Below are 26,509 nucleotides of genomic sequence, written 5' to 3' on the forward strand. Positions count from 1 at the left end.
GGACGGCGAAATCGTGTGGTCCTGACACCCCAAAGGCTGGTGTCAAGTTCGCAGCCTGAGGCTGCGGATGACGGTGGCAAAAGCGCAGGGCTCACCGAGGAGAGCACGTATAAGCCGTAAACCATTGCGCGGGGAATGCCGGGCGATTCCGGTGTGACCTGACTGACGCGTGTGCTTTCTACCCACTACTTTCGCACACGCCGCGGCGGGCGCATCGGGCGCCCGGCATTCCCCGCGCCCTCTGATTGGAGAGGGCGGAAGATAAATGGCAAAGCTCGGGCGAAACGCGCCGCGAGAATGCGAAGGTGCATCTATAGTTTCAAACCGAATCCCTCATCCGTCGTCCCTGCGAACGCAGGGACCCATACGCCGCGGCCTATCGGCGAGAAGCCGGTGTTAGATATCTTCTGCAACAACAGTTGACCGGGATTATGGGTCCCTGCGCCCCGTGCGCAATTGCGCACTAGGCAGGGACGACGGCAGAGGGCGCCGCGCCACACTCCACCCCTCACACCCGCCAATCGTAAATCCAGTCCTGCCGCGCCAGCATGTGCTGTGGTCCCATCGCGCGGATGAACCAGTCGCGGGCCAGCGCCGCCGGGCCGCCGAGGTGATAGATCGTGCCGTTGCGCCGCGCGGTGCGCTGCACGCGGCCGACGCGGGCGCGGCGCAGCTGGCCGTAGCGCTTCAGCGCGGCCGCGATGCCGGCGGCGTTGTCGCCTTCGCCTTCGCCCAGCACCTTGGCCAGCACCGCCGCATCCTCGATCGCCATGCCGGCGCCTTGCGCAGCAAACGGCAGCATGGCGTGCACGGCGTCGCCCAGCAGCGCCACGGCGCCCTCGCTCCACTGGCCGCCCTCGGGCGCGGTGAACAGCGCCCATTTGCGCCAGTCATCGACGGCGCTGAGCATCATTCGCGCCGGTGCAGGCCAGCGGTACGAGGCAAAGGCGTTCTTGAGCTCGGCGGCCTCGCCGGGCGCGCTCCAGCCCGGCCGGTTCCAGGTGCCCGGCACCACGGCGACGACGTTGATCAGGCGCGCGCCCGAGATCGGGTAGGCGACGAGATGGGCGTTCGGCCCCATCCAGAGCTGGACCCGGCGCGAGGTGTATTCGCGCGGCAGCTGGGTGGTGTCGAGCGTGCCGCGCCAGGCGATCAGGCCGGAGAATTGCGGCTGCACCTCCGGAAACAGATGCTGCCGGACCGTGGACCAGATGCCGTCGGCGCCGATCAGCGCGGTCGCCCGTTCCTGGTGGCGCGTCATGCCGCTGCGCTGGACCACCGTCAGTCCCTTGGCGTGCGCGGTGACGTCCTCGAACTGGCAGCCGAGCCGCAGCTCGATGTCGGGATTGTCGTTGACCGCATCCGCCAGGGCGGCCTGCACGTCGGCGCGGTGCACCACCCAATAGGGCGCGCCGGCGCGAAAGCCGGCGGCCTCGCCGAGCGGCAGCCGCGAGATTTCGCCGCCGTGGCGGGCGCTCATGATGCTGACGGCCTCGGGGATCACCGCGCGCCCGGCGAGACGCGGCTGCAGGCCGAGTTCGATCAGCACCCGGCTGGCATTGGGCGACAATTGCAGGCCGGCGCCGGCCTCCTCGAGCCGCTCGGCCTTCTCCAGCACGACGACGCGAAAGCCCCGCGCGGCGAGCGAAAGCGCCGCCGTCAGTCCCCCGATCCCGGCACCAGCGACGACGATGGTGCGTGAGACGGCCACGGGTCGATCAGGCGACCTTGTCTTTCAGCACGCATTCGGGGGGGCGGGCCTCGCCGGCCCCAAGGTCGGCGGCAAAGCGGTACAGCGTCGAGCAATAGGGGCAGATGATCTCGTTGTCGTTGCCGAGGTCGAGGAACACATGGGGGTGGTCGAACGGCGGATTGGCGCCCACGCACATGAACTCCTGCGAACCGATCTCAATGACCGAAACGCCGGCATCATTGTGGAAGTGTGGGACGACGTGGTCGGACATTGTATTTCACCCTGGGTGGACGGCGGCGGACGCGATCGGACGCGGCAGGCTGGACGTGCCGCGCGCTACTGATACTGGTGGAAAGTGCTGATTCCTAGAGCCCCGAGAGCTCATTTGCTCATGCAAATTCGACACAATCTTGTCCTCCCAGAGAAGCCCTTCTTTCGTCGGGGCTGTTGTGTCCGAAAAACGGCACACCATCTTGATGGGAGCGAAACACTGGGTTTTTCGGGATGAAGCGGTGGCGGATAGTTCCGGCGGTGGCTGGCATGGCGGTGTTCGCCGTGGCGTTCGCGCTGCTGTGGCCGCACGCCCGCGACTCGGCTGCCGTGCTGGCGGCGCAGGACGATCCGGTCGAGCTTTCCGACCTCCAGCTCGGTTCTGCATTGCGGAATAACGCTGCGGTGATCGGGGACAATATCGAGGCGGCGCTCGCTGCCAACGACGCCGACCTCGCCGACAGTTTTGTCAGCCTGGCCCGGGAAAGGAACATTCCGCTCGGCGACGAGCTCCTGAAACGCGTCAGCGACAGGGTCGCGGAACAAAGTACGTCGTCGCATTATGCCAGGCGCTTCCTCACCGGGCTCGTGGTCGGCGAGGCCGACGACGTCGCCAGCCTGTCCGGCACGGTGGCCGGCGATCTCTTCGTCTACGGCGACATCAGGGACGTGGTCCGCGAAGGCAAGCATCTGGCCATGGGCGAGGACACCGACCAGCTGGTGCTGGGGCTCGCCGCCGTCGGCCTCGTGGTGACGGCGGCCACCTATGTCTCGGTCGGCGGCGTGGCGCCGCTGCGCGCCGGGCTCACGCTGGTCAAGGATGCCCGCAAGGTCGGGCGGCTGGGCGAGGGGCTGACGCTGTGGGCCGGCCGTTCGGCGCGCGAGATGGTGGACACGCCCGTTCTGCAGCACGCGATCGCCTCCGGCTCGGTGCTGCGGCCGGGCCAGACCATGACTGCGATCAAGGCCGCGTTCCGCGCCGAGAAGGCCGGCGCGCTGGTTCGGCTCGCCAAGGATGTCGGCCGGGTCGGCGAGAAGGCGGGGATCCGCGCCGCCAAGGACACGCTGAAAATCGCCGAAGGCCCGAAGGATGTGGCGCGCGCGGCCCGGCTGGCGGAGGCCAAGGGTGGCCAGACCCGCGCGATCCTGAAAGTGCTCGGCCGCGGCGCGCTCTTGCTGGTCGCCGGCGCCTTCAATCTGACGATGTGGGTATTCGGCGCGCTGCTCGCGCTGGTCGGCTTCCTGTCCTCGATCAAGGCCACGACCGAACGACTGACCATGGCCTGGCTGCGCCGCAAGAAGGCGCGGCGGCTGCGAAAGCAGATGGCGGACGCGGCCCTCGTGCCGGATGCGTCTCTGGCGGGCGCCGTCGCGCAGGGCTAGATTGCCGCCAATCCCCGTTCACCGATCCCATTTCCCCAAAAATACCATGGAACTGTTGATGCCGAGCTTTCACAACGGCGATGTTGAAATTGCCTATCTCGATGAAGGCGAGGGCGATCCGATCCTGCTGGTGCACGGCTTCGCCTCGACCAGGAATGTGAACTGGGTCTATCCGACCTGGGTGTCGGAGCTGAGGAAGAACGGCCGCCGCGTCATCGCGCTCGACAATCGCGGCCACGGCGATTCCGGCAAGCTCTACGACGCCGCGGCCTATGAGGTCGCCACCATGGCCGGCGATGTCATCGCGCTGATGGATCATTTGAAGCTCGAACGCGCCGATGTGATGGGCTATTCGCTGGGTTCGCGGATGACGGCCGTGCTGGCGCGGCAGCAACCGCAGCGGCTGCGCTCGGCGATTTTCGGCGGCATCGGTATCGGCCTGATCGAGGGCGGCGGGCCCGGCGAAAACGTCGCGGCGGCACTCGAGGCGCCGTCGCTGGAGGATGTTACCGATCCCGTGGGACGAACGTTTCGTGCCTTCGCCGACCAGACCCGCAGCGATCGCCAGGCGCTGGCGGCCTGCCTGCGCGGCTCGCGCCGCCTGATGACCCGGGAGGAGGCCGCCGGCATTGCGGTGCCGGTGCTGATCGCGGTCGGCACGGCAGACGAAATCGCGGGCTCGGCGGATGCGCTGGGAAAAATCATCCCGGGCGCCGAGGTGCTCGATATTCCCAACCGCGACCACATGCGGGCCGTCGGCGACAGGATCTACAAGGCGGGCGTGCTGGATTTTCTCTCACGGCGGAAGTGAGGTCTCGGCTTCGTCGCTGCGGACGAAATGCCTGACCAGCGCGATCAGCGCGACGAAGCTGGCAACCCATGCGAGGCGCGCGCCGTAGCGGTCATGCGGTCCCGATATCACGCCGCAGACGAAGGCGTTGCCGAGCAACGCCAGCGTTACCGTCGCCGCGAGCAGCGTGAGATCGTCGAGCCGCCGCCGCCAGATCGCCATGGCGAAAATGGCTGCGACCGCCAGCATCGACCCCAGCGCGACCGGTACGTGCAGTCGGTTGATGGCGGGAAAGTCGATGTCGTGGTTCTGTTGATAGGCGGCGCGCATCGGCTTGACCTGCGCCGGCAGATAGCGCTCGATGATGCCATAGGTATGGCCGATCCAGACGTTGGTGCCTTCGCCGGTTCCGACGAGGACGAGTTGCTGCGCGGTGGCGACGATAGCGGCCTCGGCCTGGCGCAGCGGATATTCGACGAGCGACTGCCGCACGATCAGGCCCATCTCGTCGTTCAGGCCCTTGAAGCGGCCGAGCGTGTTGAAGATGCTGCTGCCCCATAAAAACCTGTCGGCGGTCGCCGGCAGTTCATTGCGATAGGGGCAGAGCTTCAGTTTCTGTTGCGGGCAGTGATCGTCCAGATATCGTTTGACGATACCGTCCTGCAGCATCCGGCCGAACGCCACGCCGTAGCCGCCGGGCGTCCATGCCAGCTGTCCTGACAGGGCGAAGTTGGCGGACAACAGCATGGCAGCGCCGGCAACGAGGGTCAGGCTGCCCTGCAGCAGTCCGGAAACGGCGATCCGCCCGCGCAGAAAGGGGACCGCGATCCAGCCGGCGCCGCACAGCCCGAGCAGTACCGCAAGCGTGGCGCTGTGGGTCGACGCGGCGAACGCCGTGAACGCGAACAGCGACCATTTTTCGATCGTGGAAATCCGGCTCCCGTGCACCACCAGGATAAACAGCGCCAGCACCGACAGGCCGGTAAAGATGTCGGTCAGAAGCGTCGAGGCGAGCCAGGGCAGCGCCGTTGTCAGGATCAAAGCGAGGCTGATCGCCGTCAAAGGCCATGGCCGGAGTATGTCGAACACGCGCAGCGTCAATTGCACGATCCACAGCGTCGCCAGCGCCTGAATGCCCATATTGATCCAGAAATTCGAATCCTGGCCGAAATGCAGATAGAGCCCGAACACGGTGGACCGGCTGGGGACCAGGTAGCCCTCGTACCACCTGGCCAGATAGCCGCCGGTGTCCCACTGCAGCAACGGATAGCCGTTCCACAGCGCCGGCAGGACCAGCATCAGCGGGATGGCGACGGCCGACATCCAGACCCAAGCCGGATCGGTCACGCGCGCGCGTGTCAAAGTATGTGTGTGAATGCTTCGTCCCCCCAGACCTGCGATCATCATGCCCCGACTGGCACGCCGAAATCCACAGATAGTTGGAACCCGGACCGCTTGATTTTGCGGAATTGCGGGCCACTTTGAGCCGACGCCTGCAGGAAAGTGGTTCTCGGCCTGGCCAAGAAATCGTGCTGTTTCAATGTTTTGGCGCAGTTTCCTGACGAGGGCCGCGGGCCCGCCGGGCCCAACGCGGGACAGCCGTCCGCCCGTCGTGCTATGGTGCGCGCCGGGAACATCAGAATTTACGAGAGCAACCCATGGCAGTGCATCAGATCAATCCGCAGGGTGCCAAACTGGCGTCGCTCGATCCGATCTGGGATCGGGTGCGCACCGAGGCGGAGGATATCGTCCGCCGCGAGCCGGAGCTCGCCTCCTTCATCTATTCCACCGTGCTGCATCATGACCGGCTGGAAGCCGCCGTGGTGCATCGCATCGCCGAACGGCTCGACCATTCGGCGCTGTCGGCCGATTTGATCCGCCAGGCCTTTGATGAGGCGCTGCGCGACGACCCCGATCTCGGCAACGCGTTCCGCGCCGATATGGTGGCGGTGTTCGACCGCGATCCCGCGACCTCGCGGTTCATCGATCCCTTGCTCTATTTCAAGGGTTTCCATGCGATCCAGACCCACCGCCTGGCGCACTGGCTCTATCACAAGGGCCGCAAGGATTTTGCCTTTTACCTGCAGAGCCGCGCCTCGGCGGTGTTCCAGACCGACATCAATCCGGCGGCCCGGATTGGCCGCGGCATCTTCCTCGATCACGCTACCGGATTCGTGGTCGGCGAGACCGCTGTGATCGAAGACGACGTCTCGATCCTGCACGGCGTGACGCTGGGCGGCACCGGCAAGGAGAACGAGGATCGCCATCCCAAGATCCGTCGCGGCGTATTGATCGGGGCGGGCGCGAAAATTCTCGGCAATATCGAGATCGGCCATTGCGCCCGCATCGCCGCGGGCTCCGTGGTGGTGAAGCCGGTACCGCACAACGTCACCGTAGCCGGGGTTCCCGCCAAGATCGTCGGCGAGGCCGGCTGCGCCGAGCCGTCGCGCACCATGGATCAGATGATCAACGCCATCGGAATTTGATTTCGAACGTGCGTGGCCGGCAAGCTTGCGGAATCGATGCCGAATTCTGCAAGTTGGGCTGGCAGTTCGCATCGTCCCGGCCTAGAACTTGCCGAAACCTCAATCGCATTGGAGACTGCCGTGGACGTTCAGGAAGTCAGGAAACTCGACGCCTATCTCAAGCGCGTGTTCGGCAATCAAAAGCTTCGCGTGGTGCCGCGGCCGAAAAAGGATGACTCGGCCGAAGTCTATATCGGCGAGGAATTCATCGGCGTGCTGTTCGTCGACGATGAAGACGATGACCGCTCATTCCAGTTTCAGATGGCGATCCTCGAGGAGGATCTGGTCGATCAGGGCTGAGGCCTCGTCGCTTCTCCAGCGACACATTCCACTCCCTCATGGTGAGGAGCGCGTTGGGCAGCGCGCTCGCGCTGTCCGACGTGCGTCTCGAACCATCGGGCATCTTGCCTGCTGCCATCCTTCGAGACGCATCGCTTGCGCGATGCTCCTCAGGATGAGGTCGGTACTCATCTCTCAGGATGACGAAGTCACTTCGGCCCGCCCAACTGCCGCGTCAGGCGGTCCATGGCATTGGCGACATCGCGCCATTGCGCCAGCCAGCTCCTTGGAAAGCGAAACGTCAGATCGGCGCCGTCGATGCGGCGCTCGCTCAGGCACATGCCGGGGGTAGCGGCGTCGCGCGTGCAGCGCGCGGTGAGGTTCGGCGCCTTCGCCAGAAACAGATCCTCGTTGCCGTAGGGCGTGCCGTCGCGAAATGCGCGCATCGTCAGGCCATCCTGTTCGGACGGCGAGGCCTTTTCGAGATAGCGCGGATAGATGGTGCGCACGCGGGCGTCCGGCGCCAGCGTGTCGTGATGTGCCGAAATCGACAGGAAGATCCGGTCGATCGGCTGTATCGATTCCTCAACGGTATCGGCGCTGACATGTTTCGGGGCGTCGGGAGCCTCGAGTGCGGGAAACGTGAAGCTGAGATCGACGCGTTCCTGCGGCCCCGAATGGCGCTGGATTTTCCGGCGTACCGCCATGGTCGGCACGTTGAAGAGGGTCGCTCCGACGCTCACCGGCAACCGCTCCGGACTGCTCGAAGCCCTGGGCCCAAAGGTCGGCCACAGCAGATAGCCGATCACGGCAATCGCGCAGGCCGTGACCGCGCCCCCGACAATGACCGGAATCATGTGGCTGCGGCGACGCCGGCGCGACCGGCGGGCGATGTGCTGGACGGAGGAAAGGAAGGTCATGAACCAAACAGCTTGAGGTGGCCCCGGGGGCTCGAATCACCCGCAAATATGCCATGCGCAGGCGGGCTTCCGCACGATTTCGCGCAGGTAGCACCCGCGCGAGCCATGTCCGGGGGGCGGTTCCGCACGCCGGCGTTAACCTTTCCTTAAGGATAGTGTGGCGGCCGCCGGCCAATTTTGCGATGCAGGGGGCAGTTGCTGGACGTTGGCGTTGTGTAGCGGAAGTGCCTTTTGATGTCGCCTGATGCGTTGAATTCCCTGTTCTCCCTTTGCATCGGCTTTGCCCTCGCGGGCGCGCTGGCCAGCGGATATCAGGCCCTGGTAAAACGCCCGGCCGGCTTCGGACTGCTGCAGCAGGGTGTGGCGCCGCAGGCTTTCGCTGCCGTCCCGTTCCTGGTGTTTGCCGCCCCCTTCATCATCATGCGCAACACGTTGCGCGGCGCGCGGATCGAACGCCGCCGCTTCCAGTTCGTGATGATGGCGACCATGCTGGCGGGGTTCTGGAGCCTGATGTCCGGCACGTTCTTCCTGATGACGCTGCGCGCTGCAGGGGTGCTGGCCTGAGCCAAACGTCTATGCCAATGTCGCCGCGAACCGGAGACTGATTGGGAATGGCGATCTACGAACTCGACGGGCAGGCGCCCGAGCTCCCTGCGGACGGAAACTTCTTCATCGCCGACACCGCCACGGTGATCGGCAGGGTCCGCTTGCACAATTCCGCGAGCGTGTGGTTCGGCGCGGTGTTGCGCGGCGACAATGAGTGGATCGAGATCGGTGAAAATTCCAATGTGCAGGACAACTCGACCTGCCATACCGATATGGGTTTTCCGCTGACGATCGGAAAGAATTGCACGGTCGGTCACAACGTCATCCTGCACGGCTGCACGATCGAGCAGGACGCGCTGGTCGGGATGGGTTCGATCGTGATGAACGGCGCCAGGATCGGCCGTGGCAGCGTCGTCGGCGCGGGCTCGGTGATCACGGAAGGCAAACAATTTCCCGAATACTCCCTGATCATCGGGTCGCCGGCGCGTGCCATCCGCACGCTCGATCCCGCGCAAGTCGCCAGGATGGGAAGTGCGGCAAAATTCTACGTCGCCAACGGCGCGCGATTCAAGAAAGGCATGAGGAAGATCGGCTGAAGCAGGCTGTTCGCCGCGACGAGGGGTTCGTCGTCCTGTTCGATCAGTTTGCGCATCTGGCTGCCTCTCCTGCGCCGGTTGTCATGCGCGGGTTCAAGCGATTCAACGGATAATGTTTCCGCGAGGGAACCGGTTGCTCCCGTATTCCTACGTGGCGAGGAGTTAAGCCAACGGTAGGGCTGACGGCTCACCCTCTGCATGGAGCATGCCGGCAATGTGCGCGTGCCTTCGCGCTCCCGGTTTCCATCCCAGAGATTGTTCGACATGATCACGAAGCCAACCTTGCAGCATTATGCGCGCGAAATCGGTAATCTCGGCATCGGCGAGAAATTGAACGCGATCGTAACGCTGCTGGTGTTCCTGACCGCCTTCCTGTTGATCATGTCGGTGCAGGCCGTTCGGCTGCAAAGCGCATTCCGCGAGGACCTTGCGGCGGCGTCGATGGCCGCGATCAACATCGAGCGCGTCAATGGCCTGATCTACGCGATCGTGATGGAATCGCGCGGCATCTACATGTCGACGGAGCGGATCAAGGTCAAGCGATATGGCGACCAGTTGCTCAAGCGCAACAAGGAACTCGCCGACGTCGTGTCGAATTGGGAGAAGGAGCTCCGCTCCGCCGATGTGGAGCAGTTCCTGGGCTTCAAGCAGCGAATTGCGCAGTTCATCGAATTCCGCAAGGAGCTGGTGCGGCGTGCGATCGAGATCAGTCCCGCGGCAGGGCGTGAGTGGGGCGACAACGACACCAATCGCGCCTTGCGCACCGAGCTCAACGTCGACCTCGAGGCGCTCGCCAGAATCCATGCCGACCGCGCGCACGAGGTTGCGGAACTCGGCGACAAGAGTCGCTATGCCTCATGGTATCTCTTCCTCCTCGGGCTCGGTGCCTTGACGCTCGCGGGCGTCATCTGGCGGGTGATGAAAAGCCGCGTCATCGGGCCACTGGCCCAGATCACCTGGGCCACCGGTCGGATCGCGGCCGGGAAAACCGAACTCATTATTCCCTTCATCGAGCGCAACGACGAAATCGGCCTGCTTGCCCGCGCCGTGCAGCGCTTTCGCGACACCACATGCCGCAATTCCGAACTGGAGCAACTCGAGATCGACGCTGCCAGGCAGCGGGACAGCGTCATCGGCGAACGCGACAAGCTGAACGACAAATACCTCGAAACCAAGTGGCAGCTCAGCGCGGCGCTCAACAACATGCCGCAAGGTCTGGTGATGTACGATTCGAAGGCCAAAATCCTGACGACCAATATCGGGTTCAGAACGATGTACGAGCTGCCGCCGCACATCATCCAGCCCGAAACGAACCTGAGGGACATCCTGGTCTATCGGGCCAACAAAGGCCTGTTCACGGGCAATGTCGACGACTTCATGGTTGCCACCCTCGACAGGATCGCCAGGGGCAAGCCGTCCGTCAGGGATCTGTCTCTGGCCGACGGCCGGGTCATCCGGGTCTCAGAACAGCCGATGGCCGGAGGCGGGTGGGTTTCGACCCACGAGGATTTCACCGAGCAACGGCGGAGGGAGCGTATTCTGGAGCGGACCGAGCAGTTCCTGGTGGCCGTTATCGAAAATGTACCCGAGGGAATCATTGCCAAGGATGCGCGCACGCTGCGCTACGTTTTCGTCAATCGGGCGGCGGAACAGATGATCGGCATGCTGCGAACCGAGATCATCGGAAAGACGGCGCGCGAGCTGTTTCCGACCCAGGCGGCCGAACTGATCGAGCAGCGCGACCGCCAGCTTCTGACGCAGAATCAGCAGCTCGATGAAATCGTCGACACTGTGGACAACCCGAGGCGCGGCCGGCGCACCATCGCGGTTCGGCGGCTTCAGGTCGGTGGCACCGACCGCGAATCCCACCTTCTGGTCAGCATGGTCGAGGATCGGACCGAGCAGGCCAAGGTTGCGAACGCCGCGGCGTAACGCTCCTGCAGCGGGCAGGGTGAAGGGACTCCCAAGGGGAGCCACCCTCGCCGGGGTTTGGGAAGCCGGTCAAAATAAAATTCGCATGGCCCGGGACGGGGTTGCGACTTTAGTATAGCGTGTCTTGGTGGCGTTCATTTCCGCCCGTTCGCTGTTTATGCCGTTTGCCTCCTTTGATGGACGCTCACCATGCTCACAGCTCCTGCCTATACCTTGCTGCTCCTGGGCGTCATCGTCGGTCTCGGCGCCGCCTTTGTGTGGATGTTCTGGGAATTCGAGCAGTCCAGGCTGCGCCGTCATCGCGCTCGCTTCGGGGTGCTGGCCAAACCGCCTCGTCGGAACGGCCCGCGATAGCGCACCGCCCGAATCGTTGCACCGCGCCGATCGCCGGATAAAAAACAAGGCCGTCGACGCAGTATAACGCCAACGGCCTTGCCAGCCCCGGATATTGAAATTGGCTTGCGCCATCCGGTGAATTGCATGATGCCCCGGAACACTACGGGCATATGTGATCCAGTTCACAATCGGCGAGAAAAACTTCTGGCAGGGCTTTTGGGGCGGCTTGGCGGCGGGATGATTCCGCCGACGGCGCGGGCACTGGTTTAGCCCCGCGAATTGGCCCGTTTGCGCTGCGACACCGCGCTGCGCTTCTTCTTGACCGACGATTTTCGAACCGACGGTGGACTTGCGGGCTCGGAGGCCTGGGCGCTCGCGAACGACTGGCGCAGGCCGTCGATCGCGCCGGTCAGGCTACCCACCTGATCGGACAGCCGCTTGGTCTCGGTTTGCTGCGCGGCCAGCAGCCGCCTGACGGTTTGCAGCTGGTCCTGGACCACTTGCAGTTGGTCGATCGACTCCTGCTGGGTCGCTTCCAGGCCCTTGGTTTTCTCCACCAGTTGCTCGGATGCCTGGGCGGTGCGGGCCTGCAACTGCCTGACGGCAACGACGCGGTCGGGTTCGGGCGAGGTGCCGGTGTAGCCGCGCCAAAGCGCGATGGATACGGCTCCGGCCACCAGGGCGACCAGGATGGCGGCGCCGAGGGCAATGGGCTGCGAACCGATACGCGTGAGGCCGTTGTTGTTCGTATGATTGAATTCGATCATGGGACTCCAAAGCCCGGCAGAAGGCGAAAGTTCCAGCACGCTCGACGCCTGCCCAACGGCACGGCGCTACTCCAAATATAGCCAAGCGGCGACCGGGCCGCCTAGTAGCAGGGGTGTCGCCGGCCGTCCTGGCCGCGGTAGTTCGCCGACGACTGCCCGCAAAGGCGATCGAAGCCGTCATAGATGCCGTAGGGCCGTTCATTCAGCGGCACCACGACGCGGTCCGGCGGCGCCGTGGTCCCCGGATAGAAATCGGCCGGGCCGTAATTGTGCGAATAGTCGATGACCAAGGGAGCGGCATAAACCGCCTGAACGCGCTGGCGACGAACATGGACATCGGCATCGGCGGCAAACGCGGGCACGGACACCACCACCAGCGCCGCGGCAGCCAGCAATTTCAACTTCATCTCGCCCTCGTTTTCCGTTCCTTGCCAAATCCTAGCGGCATCGGGAGGGGCGGTAAAGGGAAGAGCGTGCCGATGGCGGGCTCCTCCACCGGGCGTTGCCGGGGCCGTGGGAGCGGTGTCCCGGCCCGAACGGCCCTGCGATCAGATCCGGAAAAGGCAGTCGCAACGCTGACGTGGTGATGGCTCGAACCAAAAATATCGAAAACAACCCCATGCACAGATAGCCCGTGGTCGCCGGTCCAAATGCCGGTTTTGCTATAATTATAAGTATTATCAGATACTTACGTGCAAAAAAGTTGCGGCCAGCTCTTGGGGGAGAGCTGGCCGCGCGCGATCCGGTCTGGGACGGGGAGGGGTGGGGATGTGACCGGGTCGCGTGTCCTGTGATTCCTTGTCCTGTCAGCGATCGCTCAGCGGTCCCTTGCGCTGGCGGTGGCAACGGCCGGGCGGTTGTCGCCCAGCGAAACCCATACATTCGGATCGCTCTGCGACTGCCGCTTGACGAAGCGGTATCCGGTCTCGGTCCAGGTCAGGACGCTCTCATTCTGGTTGTCGAGCACGAACTCGCCCTTGTCGCTTTTCACGGTCAGCACCGCGTGGCCTTCGCCCTTCTTGTCGCGCACCACCGTGATCAGCAACGCTTCCCGCGGCCATCCGGCATCGATCAGCATCTTGCGCTTCAACAGCACGTAGTCCTCGCAGTCGCCGTATCCATCCGTCGGCAACGACCATTTCTCGATCGTGCCCCAATGATCCATGTCGGTGATCGGCTTGATGCTCTCGTTCACCCATTTGTTGACCCGCACGAGGTCCCGCCATGCCGTCTGCGACATCACGATATCGCGCGGCTGCGATGCGCGGCCCCGGCAATCCACGGGATTGTCGGCGCAGAATTCGACCCAGCCGATCGGCGGGCGCGTGGTGTCGCCAAGGCTTGCGTAGAGCGTCTCGCCGGCGGCCTGCGCCGGCGCATTCAATCCAATCAGGATGGCGACGACCGCCAATCCTTTTCCCTGTCCCCAACCAAACATTGTGGCCCCCGTTTCTTGTTGGGACCATGTTTCGCACAAAGGTTTTGCGCTGCCGCTAAGTCAGGCAAGTACATTTGAGACGAATCAAAGTAATGGGCGCGGGAAATTCGAAACTATACTTGTGTAAAATTAGATTAGAATTTTAGACAACTGCAATTGATTCAAATTTTAGGGATTAAGGAGTCGACGCCCGCCGATGCTGGGCTTGCGCCGGCAAAAGCCCGCGGCGTTAACTCAAAATGGCAGGCGCCAAACGGCGAAAGGCGGCATCCGCAACGCGGATACCGCCTTCAGGTCTGGTCAAAAAGGGGGAAAGAAGGGGTTGCGCGCTTTACCGCGCGGTAACCGCGTCTTCGAGCGTCTCGGCCAGCTGCTCGTGAACGAACTCGAGCGCAAAGCCTTCCTCGAGGTTTCGCACCACGCGGGACTGCACCTTGCCGAGTAGCACCAGCGATTTCAGCGGCGGGCGGTTTTCCGCGGCGATGGCGGCGCCCGACAGCGACATGTCGATGATGCGGCAGGTCATCTTGGTGCCGTCTTCGAGCGTGAGCAGCGAAATCGGGTTGCGCGGGATGATACGGTCGTGGCGGCGGTCTTCCGGCAGGTTGAGAATGTCGCGGTTGGCGAGCCAGGTCAGCTGCGCCGCCAGCTTGTCGCGCTTGCGGGCGGTGGCGCCCACGCTCATGGCAAAACCATTGTCGATGATGCGGGTGATCTTGCCCTCGACCCGGCCGATATGGTCGAGATAGGCGATCACGCGGTCACCGACATTGCCGATGCCCGGCGCCAGCAAGGCCAGCCCGCCCGGCGACATATTGATGATCTGGCAGGGAAATTCGCGGCGATCCGGCAGCATGTAGCGGCCGAGCAGGTGAACCTTCACCCGCTGGAAGCGTCGGCGCTCCTCGGCGGCCGGCAAAATCGTTTTTCTGTGCGCTAACGCCATCTCGCCACCCGACCACCGGCTTTTCGGTGTCCCCAAACCCTACGGCCAGCAGGGTTAACGAGGAGTTAGCGGCGGTTGCAAGAAGGAGTGATCACGCCGCTTTCGCTAGCGGAAGCGGTATCCGGTTGAAGCCCCAGAGAATGAGCGGACACAGCAAGATCATCGCCGCGCCGAAGTCGAAGGCCGCCGCCGCGCTGCCGGCCCACTTGGCGCAGGCGCCGCCGACCACCGGGCCGAGCATCATGCAGGCGAAGAACATCGTGAAGAACACGCCCATGCCGATCGCGCGGGTCTGCGGCTGCAGCACGCGTGCGGGCAGGCTCATGATCGGACCGGCGGGCAGGCCGCTGATCAATCCGAGCGCGAAGACAACCGGGAGGACGGCGCCGCTGCGCGGAAGCAGCACCATCAAGACCGCGCTCAGAAGCGCGCTGGCGACGACAATGGTCGCCGGACGCCCGGTGCGATCTGCCAGCAAGCCGCCCAGCGGAACGGAAACAACCGAGACCCACAGCGCGATGCTGATGGTCGATCCGGCTTCGGCGATCGACCAGCCGCGTTCGACCAGCATCGAGGGCCCGAAGCTGACGATCACGGCAAAGCCGACATTGAACAGGCCCCAGGTCAGGCCGGCGGCGATCACGGCGAGGGTGGCGTTGCGGTCCAGACGCTGCGGAGCCGTCGTCGATGCGACCGCGACATCGGCCGGCGGTTGGTAGAGGATCGCGAGCAGCACAAGGCCGCCGGCGGCGAAAGCCGCAACGCCGAGATGGGCCGCGCCGACGCCGTAATGCGTGCCGATCCACGGCAGCGCCAGCAGGCAGACCGCGGTGCCGAGTGGCCAGGAATTGACCAGCAGCGCCATCGCGGTGGCTATCTCCTTGCCGGCGAACCAGTCCGTCAGCATTTTCGTCACCTGAACGCTGAGGATGACGGAGCCCGCACCTGAGATCAGGCGGCCGGCGATCTGAATATGCCATGAAGCGGAAGCCGCCATCATCGCGCTGCCCGCCAGCATCAGCAGCAGTGCGCCAAGCGCTGTCCTCTTGTCGCCAAATCGTTGCCCGATGGCGCCGCCCGGCAATGCCAGCACCACGCCCGGCGCAAAATACAGTCCGATCAGGACACCGATATCGGCGAGGCTGACGCCGAACTGGCTCGTCAGCAGCGGCGCCACCGCGGCGACGCTCTGGAACTGGAAGGCAATGGTGCTGCGAACCGCGAACAGAACGGCGAGGATACCCCAGCGATTGCCCACGCGTCACTCCTGTCGGCCTGCTTGCGCAAGCTGAGGCGGCATCGTCGACTTGTCAATTGGCGGGCGGATGATGACGGCACCGCGTAGCAATTGGCATTGTTTCCCACTTCACATAACCTGCCTGTGCCCACGCAGCCAAAAACCAACACGCACCGAAGGGCCGGAGGAAACATGCAAGACATCCGCGTCGCCACCTATGACGGCCCCGGCGCGCAGCCGGTAATTCGCACCGTGCCGTGGCCCAAAATTCCGAAGAAGGCGGCCCTGATCAAGGTCGGCGCCTGCGGTGTTTGCGGCACCGATCTGCACATCCTGAAAGGCCACTGGCCGAAGCCGCTGCCTTGGCCGTTCACGCTCGGCCATGAGATCGGCGGCGTGCTGGTCGAGGTCGGCTCGGAGTTCAAACAGGACTTCATGAGCAAGCCGCTTGACGTGGGCTCGAAGGTGATGATCCCGCCGCTGATGCCGTGCGGCAATTGCTATTACTGCATTCATTATCCGGAGAGTGCCAACAAGTGCCTGACGCCGGTGTATTACGGCCGCTATCTCGGCTTCGACAAGGCGCCGCATCTGTGGGGCGGCTGGGCCGAATATGTCTATGTCGATCTCGAGATGTTGCCGGGCACCAAGATCTACAAGCTGCCCGACGACATGTCGCTGCGGCTCGGCGCGTTGTCGGAGCCCTTGACCTCCTGCATCCGCGCCTTCAACCGCGCCACCCGCGCCGGCGGATTCACCTGGGGCGACACCGTGGTCATTCAAGGCTCCGGCCCGATCGGAATTCTGGCGGTGGCCGCAGCGCAGGAGATGGGAGCAGGGCGGGTGATCTGTGTCGGCGCGCCGGAAAACCCGCGGCTGAAGCTGGCGCGCAAATTTGGCGCGGAAGCGACCGTCGATATCGAGCAGGTGAGCACGCCGGAGGCGCGCATCAAGGCGGTGCGCGATATCGTCGGCGGGTTCGGCGCCGACCTCGTGATGGATTGTTCGGGTCATCCGAGCGCCGGCCCGGAAGGCATCGAGATGCTGCGCGACGGCGGAACCTATGTCGAGATGGGCCAGTTCACCGATGCCGGCTCGATCAACACGTCCTGGCATCGCATCTGCACCAAGGACCTCAACGTGCTCGGCTCCTGGGGCTTTACCGGCAACGATCTGCCGCTCGGCGTCGACATGCTCTATCGCACCCGCAACAAATATCCGTGGCTGGAGATGCAGACGATCTATCCGTTTACCGAGGAAGGCATCGGCCGCGCGGTGGCGGACGCGATGGCGATGAAGACGGTGAAGTCGACCATCGTGCCGTGGCCGGAACTGGCGGAGTAGAGATAGCGCCGGGCCTTCGCGTAGCAACCAGTGTAACGTCGTCCCAGCGAACGCAGGGACCCATAATACCGGGCAGTTGTTGTGTGACGTAACGGTTGAAACAAGCTCATGAATACCGTTCGCAATATCGACGACACGGCGTATGGGTCCCTGCGTTCGCAGGGACGACAGCTGCGGCCGCCACCAATCTCGCAGGGTGGGCAAAGGCGCGCTCTTCGCGCCGTGCCCACCTTCCATCGACGCACGCCATGGTGGGCACGTTTCCGCCTTCGCTCTTCGAGCTGCGGCGGAAGCTTTGCCCACCCTACACGATGCGATTGAAGCCGTCTTAACCCCGCCTTGCGGCGATGGTAACTGGGCACGCTGCTGAAAGAAAAAGAGCCGCCCACTGCCCAGGACGGCTCAAAGTCGTAGCTTGATGAAAGCCAGGCTCGTGTACCGCCGTTACCTTGTTTGCGGCCATACGAACCTCAACGGGTAGCAGGTGGAGTCCGATTCGTCTGTGACCTGGCCAACACACTCAATGGCTGTCTAGCGGGGAAGGGGAAGCCAGTATGCCGTCCAGAATGAGGGCGGTCTGCAGCGACATCGTCGCGGTCTTGAGGTAGGCTGGCTCCTTCAGCGCATTGTTCAGCATCCGGATGGCGATCGTCCAGTGGCTCTTGTCGCGCTGTTCCAGGGGGAGGCGGGCAAAAAAGGTCGCGGCCTCTCCCACGGTCGCGATCGCCGTCCCGTCGGTCAATGTGAGGGGAAACGACAGACGGGAGCTGTTGTTCAAGCCTGACAATGCAAAATCCTGTGCCATGGCGCTATCTTACGCCTTATTGGCCAAGAAGTTCACTTTGATGTGGACGGTGCAAGCAGCGGCACGATCACGGGGCAGCGGGATTTCTCTTGCGTCGTCCCTGCGAACGCAGGGACCCATACGCCGAGGCCTATCGGTGCACCGCAGGTGCCGACGCCTTCGCAAAAACAACACCCGCCGATGATTATGGGTCCCTGCGTTCGCAGGGACGACGCCAAGAGATGTAACGTCACACCGCAGCTGCCCGCTGCCTTTCCTTCGCCGCTTCGAACGCCGCCAGCCGCTCGGCGAATTTTCCGCTCGCGGCACCGGCGCGCGCGATGATGGTGGGGACCGGCAGGGTTTCGAAGAAATGACAGGCGACGCGATGGCCCGGGGCGGCCTCGCGCAGCTTCGGCTCCTCGGCCGAGCAGCGCGGCTGGGCATGGACGCAGCGGGTGTGGAAGCGGCAGCCGGTCGGCGGATTGAACGGGCTCGGCACGTCGCCCTGCAGCATCACGCGCTTGGCGCGCAGGGTCGGGTCGGGTTTTGGAATCGCCGACAGCAGCGCATGGGTGTAGGGATGCAGCGGCCTCGCATAGATCGTCTTCTTGTCGGCGATCTCGACCAGCTTGCCGAGATACATCACCGCGACGCGGTCGCTGATGTGTTTGACCACGGCGAGATCGTGGGCGATGAACAGATAGGAAAGTCCGAAACGTTGCTGCAGATTTTGCAGCAGGTTGACGATCTGCGCCTGGATCGAGACGTCGAGCGCCGACACCGGTTCGTCGCAGATGATCAGGTCGGGATTGACGGCCAGCGCACGCGCAATGCCGATGCGCTGGCGTTGCCCGCCGGAGAATTGGTGCGGATAGCGCCGTGCATGTTCGGGCAACAGGCCGACGATCTCCAGCAGCTCTTTGCCGCGCGCCTCGCGCGAGGCGGCGTCGCCGATGTCGTGCACCCGCTGCGGCTCGGCCAGGATCTCGCCGACGGTCATGCGCGGATTGAGCGAGGCGTAGGGGTCCTGGAAGATGATCTGCATGTGCCGGCGCAGCCGGCGCAGCGCGTCCTTGCCGAGATTGGCGATCTCCTCGCCCTTGAAGCGGACCGAGCCCGACGTCGGGTCCATCAGGCGCAGCACCAGCCGTCCGGTGGTGGATTTGCCGCAGCCGGATTCACCCACCAGCGCCAGCGTCTCGCCGCGTGCGATCTCGAAGCTGACATCCTCGACGGCGCGCACCAGCCCCACCTGCCGGCGCAGGATGATGCCGCGGCTGACCTGGAAATGCTTGACAAGGCCGTCGACCTGGAGGACCGGGACGTCGCTCATGCCGCTACCTCGACCGGGGCCTTCCAGCAGGCAACCAGATGACCGGGCGCGATGTCGCGCAAGGGAGGCGGCGCCTCGCGGCAACGCCGGTCGGCGAACGGGCAGCGCGGCGCGAAGCGGCAGCCCTTGGGCTGGCTGTTGGGGCTGGGCACCGTGCCTTCGATGGTGGCGAGCCGCACGCGGTCGACGTCGAGCCGCGGGATCGAGCCGAGCAGACCGATGGTGTAGGGGTGCTGGGGGTCGGCGAACAGGTCGGCGACATCGGCGCTTTCGACGATCTGGCCGGCATACATCACCAGCACCTGGTCGGCGACTTCGGCGATCACGCCGAGATCATGAGTGATGATCAGGATCGCCATGCCGAGCCGGCGCTGCAGGTCGCTCAGCAGATCGAGAATCTGGGCCTGGATGGTGACGTCGAGCGCGGTGGTCGGCTCGTCCGCAATCAGCAGCGCCGGCTCGCACGACAGCGCCATCGCGATCATGACGCGCTGGCGCATGCCGCCGGACAGGCTGTGCGGATAGTCGTCGATGCGCTGCGCCGCCGAGGGGATCCGCACCAGTTCCAGCATTTCGATTGCACGCGCGCGCGCCGCCTGCGGCGACATCGTGGTGTGCGCCAGGATCGCCTCGACGATCTGCTGGCCGATGGTGTGGACCGGGTTGAGCGAGGTCATCGGCTCCTGGAAGATCATCGACATCTTGCCGCCGCGAAGCTTGCGGCGTTCGTCGGCCGACAGCCTCAGCACGTCGCGGTCGCCGAACATCACCGCCTCGGCCTCGACGTTTCCCGGCGGGCTCGGCACCAGGCCCATGATGGAGAGCGACGTCACGCTCTTGCCGCAGCCGGATTCGCCGACCAGGCCGACGGTACGGCCGCGCGGCACGCTGAAGCTGATGCCGTCGACGGCGCGGAACAGGCCGCGGTCCGTCGCAAAGTGGGTCTTGAGGCCGCGAACCTCGAGGAGCTTTTCCATCAGAAGGAGTAATCCAGACCCTTGTAGAAGGTGTTCTGATAGAGCATGTGCGGCCGCACCCCGTTCATCTTCTTCAGGCTCGTGGTGTACATGGCGATGTTCATCACCGGCATCCACAGGTGCTCGCCCATCACCTTTTCCTGCACGCGGGCGTAGTTGAGCGCGCGGTCGGCGTCGGTCAGCGCCGCGCGGCCGGCCTGCAGCCAGTCGTCGGTCTCGGGGTCCTTCCAGTTCATGCGGTTGGGCGTCGGGACATTTTTCGAGTTGAAATAGATATTCATCAGCTCGCCCGCCGACAGATAGGGCACCGTCACGGTCCACAGCTCGTAGTCCTGTTTGGCCATCTCGGCAGGCGCGATCGTGGAGTCGAAGCCCACGATCTTCCAGTCGACACCGATCTTGCGCATATAGCCCTGGATCGCCTCGGAGACGCGCGGGAAGTAGGCGACCTGCGTGTACAGGACTTTGGGCGCGAGCTTGACGCCGTCCTTCTCGCGGATGCCGTCGGAGCCGACCTTCCAGCCGGCTTCGTCGAGCAGCTTCTTCGCGCGTTCGACGTCTTCCTTGATGACGCCCTTGGTCTTGGCGGCGAAGTCGAGCGCGTTGGGATCGACGAAGGTGAACGCCGGCTCGGCATTGCCCAGCATGATGCCCTTGACGATGTCGGCGCGGTTGATGGCGATATTCATCGCCTCGCGCACGCGCTTGTCGGCGACCATCGGTCGCGAGATCTTGTAGCCGTAATACATCAGCTGGAAGTTGGGCTTGGCTTCCTGGACGGTGAGGTTGGGCGCGGCCTTGACCTGCTGGATGAACTGCAGCGGGATCTGGTGGCTGACGTCGAACTGCCCGCCCAGCATGGCGGCGACGCGGCTGGCATCCTCCGGCACGATCTTGATGCTGAGCTTTTCGAACTTCACCGGGCCCTTGTTCTTGTACATCGACGGCCCCCATTTGTAGGCGTCGTGGCGCTTCAGCACGATCTCGGTGCGCGGCTGCCAGCTCTCGAAGCACCACGGTCCGGTGCCGTCGATCGCCTTGATGCCGTAGTCCTTGCCGAGCGATTCCACGCTCTGCTGATTGTGGATGGCGTTGGTGTACATGGTGAGCTGCAGCAGCAGCTCGGAATAGGGTTCGTTCAGTTCGTATTCCACGGTATGGGGATCGGGCGCGCGCAGCTCCTTGATGTTGCCGGCGCGCCATGCGTAGGGCGCCTTGGTTTCCGGATCCTTCAGCCGCTTGAAGCTGTAGACCACGTCGGCGGCGGTGAACTTCTTGCCGCTGCAGAACGAGACGTCGTCGCGCAGCTTGAAAGTGTAGGTCTTGCCGTCAGGCGAGACGGTCCACGACTTCGCGAGATAGGGGATCGGCGTCCTGCCGTCCCAGTCGAGCGCCAGCAGCGTGTCCTGGAACATGTTGACGATATCGGAGGTCGGCGACCAGGTCGTGCGCTGGCCGTCGTAATGCGGCGCGTCCAGCGACTTCATGACCTTCAGGGTCTGCGCCCCGGCGGCCGAAGATAGTCCGGTCACTCCAAGCAGCGCCACAGCGGCGGTGAGAAAGCCTCGCATCGTCGTTTGCTCCCTAGGCTGATTTTCTAAAGTGAAGCGTCCAGTCCCTTGTAGAACGTGTTCTGGTAGATCATGTGCGGCCGGGCGCCCTTGATCTTCTTGTTGGCGACCTGGTCCATGTTGATGTTGAGAACCGGGATCCACAGGTGCTCCTGCATCACCTTCTGCTGGACCATCGCGTAATATTTGGCGCGATCGGCCTCGGTCAGAGCGGAGCGACCCTGCTTCAGCCACTCGTCGGTCTCGGCGTCCTTCCAGTTCATCCGGTTGGGCGTCGGAATGTTGCGGGAATCGAAGTAGATGTTCATGAGGTCGCCGGCCGACAGATAGGGCACCGTCACCGACCAGATCTCGTAATCCTGCTCGGCCATCTTGGCCGCCGCGATGGTGGAGTCCCAGGGCTGCAGCTGCCAGTGCACGCCGATGCGGCGGAGATATCCCTGGATCGCCTCGGCGACGCGCGGCGTGTTGCCGGCCTGGGTGTAATAGACCCGGGGCTGCAGCTTGACGCCGTCCTTCTCGCGCACGCCGTCGGCGCCGGGTTTCCAGCCGGCGTCATCGAGCAGTTTCTTGGCGCGCTCGAGGTCTTCCTTGATGATGCCGGCCGACTTCGGGTCGTGGTCGAGCGCATCCTTGTCGACGAAGGTAAAGGCCGGTTCGGCGTTGCCCTGCAGCATGGCCCTGGCGATCTCGGCGCGGTTGATGGCGATGCTCATGGCTTCGCGCACGCGCTTGTCGGCGACCATCGGCCGCGTCGTCTTGAAGCCGAAGTAGAGCAGCTGGAAGTTGGGCTTGGCGCCGGTGACCGACAGCATCGGCGCGGCCTTGGCCTGGGCGATGAACGCCGGCGGAAACTGGTGGGTGATGTCGAATTGGCCGGCCATCATCGCGGCGACGCGGCTGGATTCCTCGGGTACGATCTTGACCACCAGTTTCTCGAATTTCACCGGGCCCTTGTTCGTGTACATCGAGGGGCCCCATTTGTAGGCGTCGTGGCGCTTCAGCACGATCTCGGTGCGCGGATGCCATGACTCGAAACACCACGGCCCGGTGCCGTCGGCGCCCTTGATGCCGTAGTCCTTGCCCAGCGCCTCCACGCTTTCCTTGTTGTGGATCACGTTGGTGAACATGGTGAGCTGCAACAGCAACTCCGAATAGGGCTCCTGAAGCTCGTATTCGACGGTGTAGGGATCGGGCGCGCGCAATTCCTTGATGTTGCCGGCGCGCCAGGCATACGGCCCCTTGACGGCCGGATCCTTCAGCCGCTTGAAGCTGTAGATCACATCCTCGGCGGTAAACTTCTTGCCGCTGCAGAATGACACGTCGTCGCGCAGCTTGAAGGTATAGGTCTTGCCGTCCGCGCTCACCGTCCACGATTTGGCGAGGTAGGGAATCGGCGTGCGACCATCCCAGTCGAGCGCCACCAGCGTGTCCTGGAACATGTTGACGATATCGGAGGTCGGTCCCCAGGTGGTGCGCTGCGCATCGTAGTGCGGCGCGTCGATGCCCTTCATCAGGGTGAGCGTCTGGGCGGATGCGGAAGCCGAAATGCCCAGCGCGAATGCCACAGCCAGAACCGTTCTGATCATGTTTGCAGCCTCGGATCGAGGACGTCGCGGAAGGCGTCGCCCAGAAGGTTGGCGGCCAGCACGATCACGAAGATCGCGCAGCTCGGAATCGTCGCGATGTGCGGCGCCATGAACAGGAAGTCGCGGCCCTGGGCCGCCATCATGCCGAGTTCGGCGGTCGGCGGTTGCGCGCCCATGCCGAGGAAGCCGAGCGCCGAGCCGATCAGGATGATCTGGCCGAAGCGCAGGGTGAGGAACACGAAGATGGTCGAAATGCAGTTGAGCGTCAGGTAGCGCCAGATCAGGGCGCCGTCCGTCACGCCCACCGCGCGGCCGGCTTCCATGAATTCCTGGCCCATCACGCCGACCGCAGCACCTCGCGCCACCCGCGCGACATCGGGCACGGTGGCGACGACCAGCGCGATGACCACGGCGGTGAGGCCGGCGCCGAAGATCGCGGCCACGGCCAGCCCGATCAGGATCGCCGGGAACGCCAGCATCACGTCGACCAGCCGCATGATCCAGCCATCCAGCCGCCGGTAATAGGCGGCGAGGATACCCATGACGCCGCCGATCAGGCCGCCGACGATCACGCCGACCAGCCCGAGCATCAGCGTGCTGCGGGTGCCGTAGATGACGCGGCTCAGGATGTCGCGGCCGGTGTTGTCGGTGCCGAACCAGTGCTCGGCGCCCGGTGGCTGCATCACCTTGGTAAGGTCGGTGAAGTAGGGATCGTAAGGCGAGATCCACGGCGCGAACGCTGCCGCCAGCACGATTCCCGCGAGCAGCAGCGCGGCCGCCGCCGCCACCCGGTCGCGCGCCAGCCGGCGCATGATGCCGGCGCGGGCGAACACCGCCGCTTCGGGGTCCACTGCAAAGGGGGTTTCGAGGGCCTCGACGCTCATCGGCGCTGCACCCTTGGATCGAGATAGACGTAGAGCACGTCGACGATGAGGTTGATCGACAGGAAGGCGACGGCGAGGATCATGATCGCGCCTTGCGCCGTCGGAAAATCGCTGGAGACGATGGCGCCGACCGCGAGCCGGCCGACGCCGGGCCACGAGAACATGGTTTCGGTGACCACGGCGCCGCCGAGCAGGAAGGCCGCCTGCAGTCCGATCAGGGTGACGACAGGGATCATGGCGTTGCGCAGCGCGTGATGAATGATCACCACGGTCTCGCGCAATCCCTTGGCGCGCGCCGTGCGCACGAAATCGGCGCCCAGCACTTCGAGCACGGCGGTGCGCGTCAGCCGCGCGATCGGTCCGATCAGCACGAGGCCGAGCGTGGTGGCGGGCAGGATCAGGCTCGGCAATCCGCCATCCCACACCGGTCCGGTGCGGCCGGTGAATGGCAGCAAGGCCCACTTGAAACCGACATACTGGATCAGGATCAGGCCGATGAAGAACACCGGCATGGAAACGCCTGCCACCGAGCAGGCCATGATGACGCGGTCGGATAGACGGCCGCGATTGACCGCCGCCAGTGTTCCCAAAGCAAGGCCGCTCGGCACCGCGATCAGCATCGCTCCCAGCATCAGCTCGACGGTCGGGCCGATGGTCATCGCCAGTTCTTCGCTCACCATCCTGTTGGAAATGATCGAGCGGCCGAGATCGCCGCGCAGCACCCGCAGGATGTATTCGAAGAACTGGACCGGGATCGAGCGGTCGAGGCCGAGCTCGAGGCGGATCGCGGCGATGGTCTCGGCCTTGGCGTCGGGCCCGGCGATGATCATCGCGGGATCGGCCGGCACCACCTGCAGCAGGCAAAAACAGAGGAAGAGAACCCCGAGCAAGGCGGGGAAGGAAATCAGCAGACGATGGACAATCTGTTGTCCCATGCGACGCCAACGGACCGGTTAGGCCATGAGGAATCGCTCGCGCGGCGCGTGCCGGCGTTGTGCAGTCCCCTCCCTGGCAGCCGTGCTTCGTCCGACGTGCGCGGCTTTTGATTATGTCGGAATACTGACATGCGTTGGACGTGGCGTCACGCTCAATCTGTCAAACCTTTTCAACTGCGCGTCCTTGTCGCGTGCAACCAACATGACGCCTCGCGGCATGGGTGCGCGCGTGCGCGTTTTAATTCCGCCACGCGATAAATGCGCGCGTCATGAAGAGCTGCTGCCGGAATTCGATTTTGCAGGATGCGCTTCAGCGCAGCCCTTCATACACCATGAAGCCGCGGGCGACCGCGAGCTTGCGCAACGCGCGCGGAACGAATTTCTGCGGCTGGTGGCCGATGTAACGCCACGACGTCAGCTTGAAATCACTGAGCAGGCGGCGATCGCTTTCGAACGGCGCCAGCAATCCGGTCAGGCTCAGCGGCGAGTGCGCGCGGGTGTTGAACGGCAGCAGCAGCAATTCGAGATGCGCCGGCCTCCCATCCTCCGAGATGGCGGTAATGCCGGCGACCGCGGCCAGCGCGTCTTCCGATACCGCGGCGATGATGTCCTCGATCTCGCGGCGGCCGTCTTCTGTGAACAGTCCGGAAAAACTGCGATCCTTCAGGTCGCAGCCGAGCAGGGCGCAGACCCGCGTTCCGGCGACGCGAAATGGATAGCCGGCCGCGCTGTCGTAGGACAGCACGAAGATATCGCCGAGCAGTTCGCGCACCGCGCCGGGTTCGATCTCGCTGCGGTCGGGCGCGCGCGCGTCGCCGCGCTTCTGGTCCCAATAGGCGTAGAACTCGCGGGTTGACGGATGTTTCATTATTCGGCCTTGCCCCTTGCGCCCGGCCTGGCGGGACAGATCTGTCCCGCTTTCGCCCACGCGCCTTCCCCTGGTTGTTTTGCAAGACAGGCTTTGCAGCGTCCATGCCGTGGACGCGTTTTCGCCGCCGCGGCGGCGTGTTTGCGCCGTTAACGTTAAATTAACTATCAGCTTGGGGATCGGCGCAGAGCTGGCTAGGGTCCGCTCGCTCTAGTTCGCCGGTTTTCTCAGCGCGTGTTCCGCAAAAGTGTGTACGGTTTTGCGATCAGAACACGCGCAGAATCTAAGTTGAGAGCATTTTCCTGCGGAAAATGCTTTCGGGCCGGCGAGTTGTTACACAGGCGGCGTCAAACAGTTTGGTCATCGCGCGGGGAGGGGTGGGGATGTCACCCGGGGCCTTTGCGCGGAAAAGATCGGCACGGATGAGGGAGGGTGTCTCAGCACCCTCCCTTTTTCCTTGAGTGTTCGGAAAAGCGACCAGAACCCGGTCATGTCTCGTGTCGCGGACGCGGCATGGCGCGTTAGAGGCGCCGCACCGCGTCCGGGACAGGAGCAGGCCCTTG

26 protein-coding genes are annotated in these 26,509 nt (G+C 64.2%); 9 read left to right on the top strand and 17 right to left on the bottom strand.

What is annotated here, in order from left to right:
- Window positions 1–508: 508 nt before the first annotated feature.
- Together Q7U29_RS01145 and Q7U29_RS01150 are read right to left on the bottom strand one after the other, a co-directional pair.
- Complete coding sequence (locus Q7U29_RS01145; RefSeq protein ID WP_304737502.1) at window positions 509–1,711, bottom strand: FAD-dependent monooxygenase; 1,203 nt, start codon at window positions 1,709–1,711, stop codon at window positions 509–511.
- Window positions 1,712–1,718: 7 nt separating this feature from the next.
- Window positions 1,719–1,964 (bottom strand): zinc-finger domain-containing protein, encoded by a 246-nt coding sequence (locus Q7U29_RS01150; RefSeq protein ID WP_057852504.1) that lies wholly within the window; start codon window positions 1,962–1,964, stop codon window positions 1,719–1,721.
- 233 nt (window positions 1,965–2,197) lie between these two features.
- On the opposite strand from Q7U29_RS01150, the gene Q7U29_RS01155 reads away from it, so the two are divergent.
- Together Q7U29_RS01155 and Q7U29_RS01160 are read left to right on the top strand one after the other, a co-directional pair.
- Window positions 2,198–3,346, top strand: coding sequence for a hypothetical protein (locus Q7U29_RS01155; RefSeq protein WP_304737504.1), 1,149 nt, complete (start codon window positions 2,198–2,200; stop codon window positions 3,344–3,346).
- 58 nt (window positions 3,347–3,404) lie between these two features.
- Complete coding sequence (locus tag Q7U29_RS01160) at window positions 3,405–4,157, top strand: alpha/beta fold hydrolase (RefSeq protein ID WP_304737506.1); 753 nt, start codon at window positions 3,405–3,407, stop codon at window positions 4,155–4,157.
- Here Q7U29_RS01160 and Q7U29_RS01165 read toward each other — a convergent pair.
- Complete coding sequence (locus tag Q7U29_RS01165; RefSeq protein WP_304737542.1) at window positions 4,143–5,459, bottom strand: hypothetical protein; 1,317 nt, start codon at window positions 5,457–5,459, stop codon at window positions 4,143–4,145. The genes Q7U29_RS01160 and Q7U29_RS01165 overlap by 15 nt on opposite strands.
- A 335-nt stretch (window positions 5,460–5,794) precedes the next feature.
- Between Q7U29_RS01165 and cysE the strand changes: the two genes are divergently transcribed.
- The gene (gene cysE / locus Q7U29_RS01170; RefSeq protein ID WP_304737507.1) at window positions 5,795–6,622 is read left to right on the top strand and encodes a serine O-acetyltransferase; all 828 of its coding nucleotides are present in this window, start codon (window positions 5,795–5,797) and stop codon (window positions 6,620–6,622) included.
- A 120-nt stretch (window positions 6,623–6,742) separates the two neighbouring features.
- Complete coding sequence (locus tag Q7U29_RS01175; protein ID WP_304737509.1) at window positions 6,743–6,961, top strand: DUF3126 family protein; 219 nt, start codon at window positions 6,743–6,745, stop codon at window positions 6,959–6,961.
- Window positions 6,962–7,149: 188 nt separating this feature from the next.
- Here Q7U29_RS01175 and Q7U29_RS01180 read toward each other — a convergent pair whose 3' ends face one another.
- The gene (locus Q7U29_RS01180; RefSeq protein ID WP_304737510.1) at window positions 7,150–7,860 is read right to left on the bottom strand and encodes a hypothetical protein; all 711 of its coding nucleotides are present in this window, start codon (window positions 7,858–7,860) and stop codon (window positions 7,150–7,152) included.
- Window positions 7,861–8,094: 234 nt separating this feature from the next.
- Between Q7U29_RS01180 and Q7U29_RS01185 the strand changes: the two genes are divergently transcribed.
- The 4 genes from Q7U29_RS01185 (at window position 8,095) to Q7U29_RS01200 (ending at window position 11,288) form a co-directional block, all read left to right on the top strand.
- Entirely contained in the window at window positions 8,095–8,424 is a 330-nt protein-coding gene (locus tag Q7U29_RS01185; RefSeq protein WP_304737512.1) for a hypothetical protein, read from the top strand.
- Window positions 8,425–8,471: 47 nt separating this feature from the next.
- Complete coding sequence (locus Q7U29_RS01190) at window positions 8,472–9,002, top strand: gamma carbonic anhydrase family protein (protein ID WP_304737513.1); 531 nt, start codon at window positions 8,472–8,474, stop codon at window positions 9,000–9,002.
- Between the two features lie 264 nt (window positions 9,003–9,266).
- The gene (locus Q7U29_RS01195; RefSeq protein ID WP_304737515.1) at window positions 9,267–10,934 is read left to right on the top strand and encodes a PAS-domain containing protein; all 1,668 of its coding nucleotides are present in this window, start codon (window positions 9,267–9,269) and stop codon (window positions 10,932–10,934) included.
- 189 nt (window positions 10,935–11,123) lie between these two features.
- Window positions 11,124–11,288 (top strand): hypothetical protein, encoded by a 165-nt coding sequence (locus Q7U29_RS01200; protein ID WP_304737516.1) that lies wholly within the window; start codon window positions 11,124–11,126, stop codon window positions 11,286–11,288.
- Window positions 11,289–11,536: 248 nt separating this feature from the next.
- On the opposite strand, the gene Q7U29_RS01205 is transcribed toward Q7U29_RS01200, so the two are convergent.
- The 5 genes from Q7U29_RS01205 to Q7U29_RS01225 all read right to left on the bottom strand — a co-directional run bounded on the left by Q7U29_RS01205 (window position 11,537) and on the right by Q7U29_RS01225 (window position 15,679).
- Window positions 11,537–12,037, bottom strand: a complete 501-nt coding sequence (locus Q7U29_RS01205) for a hypothetical protein (RefSeq protein WP_304737518.1) — start codon at window positions 12,035–12,037, stop codon at window positions 11,537–11,539.
- Window positions 12,038–12,138: 101 nt separating this feature from the next.
- Window positions 12,139–12,444, bottom strand: coding sequence for a hypothetical protein (locus tag Q7U29_RS01210; RefSeq protein ID WP_304737520.1), 306 nt, complete (start codon window positions 12,442–12,444; stop codon window positions 12,139–12,141).
- Between the two features lie 410 nt (window positions 12,445–12,854).
- Window positions 12,855–13,475 (bottom strand): transglutaminase-like cysteine peptidase, encoded by a 621-nt coding sequence (locus Q7U29_RS01215; RefSeq protein WP_304737522.1) that lies wholly within the window; start codon window positions 13,473–13,475, stop codon window positions 12,855–12,857.
- 331 nt (window positions 13,476–13,806) lie between these two features.
- Entirely contained in the window at window positions 13,807–14,421 is a 615-nt protein-coding gene (locus Q7U29_RS01220) for a PilZ domain-containing protein (RefSeq protein WP_304737524.1), read from the bottom strand.
- Between the two features lie 91 nt (window positions 14,422–14,512).
- Window positions 14,513–15,679, bottom strand: a complete 1,167-nt coding sequence (locus tag Q7U29_RS01225) for a CynX/NimT family MFS transporter (protein WP_304737525.1) — start codon at window positions 15,677–15,679, stop codon at window positions 14,513–14,515.
- A gap of 171 nt (window positions 15,680–15,850) precedes the next feature.
- Here Q7U29_RS01225 and Q7U29_RS01230 point away from each other — a divergent pair, with 171 nt between their 5' ends.
- Window positions 15,851–17,002, top strand: coding sequence for a zinc-binding dehydrogenase (locus tag Q7U29_RS01230; RefSeq protein WP_304737527.1), 1,152 nt, complete (start codon window positions 15,851–15,853; stop codon window positions 17,000–17,002).
- A gap of 520 nt (window positions 17,003–17,522) precedes the next feature.
- Here the strand turns inward: Q7U29_RS01230 and Q7U29_RS01235 are convergent.
- The 8 genes from Q7U29_RS01235 to Q7U29_RS01270 all read right to left on the bottom strand — a co-directional run bounded on the left by Q7U29_RS01235 (window position 17,523) and on the right by Q7U29_RS01270 (window position 25,946).
- Entirely contained in the window at window positions 17,523–17,807 is a 285-nt protein-coding gene (locus Q7U29_RS01235; protein ID WP_304737529.1) for a hypothetical protein, read from the bottom strand.
- Window positions 17,808–18,036: 229 nt separating this feature from the next.
- The gene (locus Q7U29_RS01240) at window positions 18,037–19,122 is read right to left on the bottom strand and encodes an ABC transporter ATP-binding protein (protein WP_304737530.1); all 1,086 of its coding nucleotides are present in this window, start codon (window positions 19,120–19,122) and stop codon (window positions 18,037–18,039) included.
- On the bottom strand, window positions 19,119–20,099 hold the full coding sequence (locus tag Q7U29_RS01245; protein ID WP_304737532.1) for an ABC transporter ATP-binding protein: 981 nt from the start codon (window positions 20,097–20,099) through the stop codon (window positions 19,119–19,121). Before Q7U29_RS01245 ends, Q7U29_RS01240 begins: the two co-directional genes overlap by 4 nt.
- On the bottom strand, window positions 20,099–21,670 hold the full coding sequence (locus Q7U29_RS01250; protein WP_304737534.1) for an ABC transporter substrate-binding protein: 1,572 nt from the start codon (window positions 21,668–21,670) through the stop codon (window positions 20,099–20,101). Before Q7U29_RS01250 ends, Q7U29_RS01245 begins: the two co-directional genes overlap by 1 nt.
- A gap of 26 nt (window positions 21,671–21,696) precedes the next feature.
- Entirely contained in the window at window positions 21,697–23,259 is a 1,563-nt protein-coding gene (locus tag Q7U29_RS01255) for an ABC transporter substrate-binding protein (protein WP_304737535.1), read from the bottom strand.
- The gene (locus Q7U29_RS01260) at window positions 23,256–24,143 is read right to left on the bottom strand and encodes an ABC transporter permease (protein ID WP_304737537.1); all 888 of its coding nucleotides are present in this window, start codon (window positions 24,141–24,143) and stop codon (window positions 23,256–23,258) included. Before Q7U29_RS01260 ends, Q7U29_RS01255 begins: the two co-directional genes overlap by 4 nt.
- A complete protein-coding gene (locus tag Q7U29_RS01265; RefSeq protein ID WP_304737539.1) occupies window positions 24,140–25,078 on the bottom strand; it encodes an ABC transporter permease in 939 nt (312 codons plus the stop codon). Before Q7U29_RS01265 ends, Q7U29_RS01260 begins: the two co-directional genes overlap by 4 nt.
- 310 nt (window positions 25,079–25,388) lie before the next feature.
- Window positions 25,389–25,946 (bottom strand): PAS domain-containing protein, encoded by a 558-nt coding sequence (locus Q7U29_RS01270; RefSeq protein ID WP_304737540.1) that lies wholly within the window; start codon window positions 25,944–25,946, stop codon window positions 25,389–25,391.
- Between the last annotated feature and the right edge of the window lie 563 nt (window positions 25,947–26,509).

Source organism: Bradyrhizobium sp. (assembly GCF_030654605.1).
Taxonomy (GTDB): domain Bacteria; phylum Pseudomonadota; class Alphaproteobacteria; order Rhizobiales; family Xanthobacteraceae; genus Bradyrhizobium.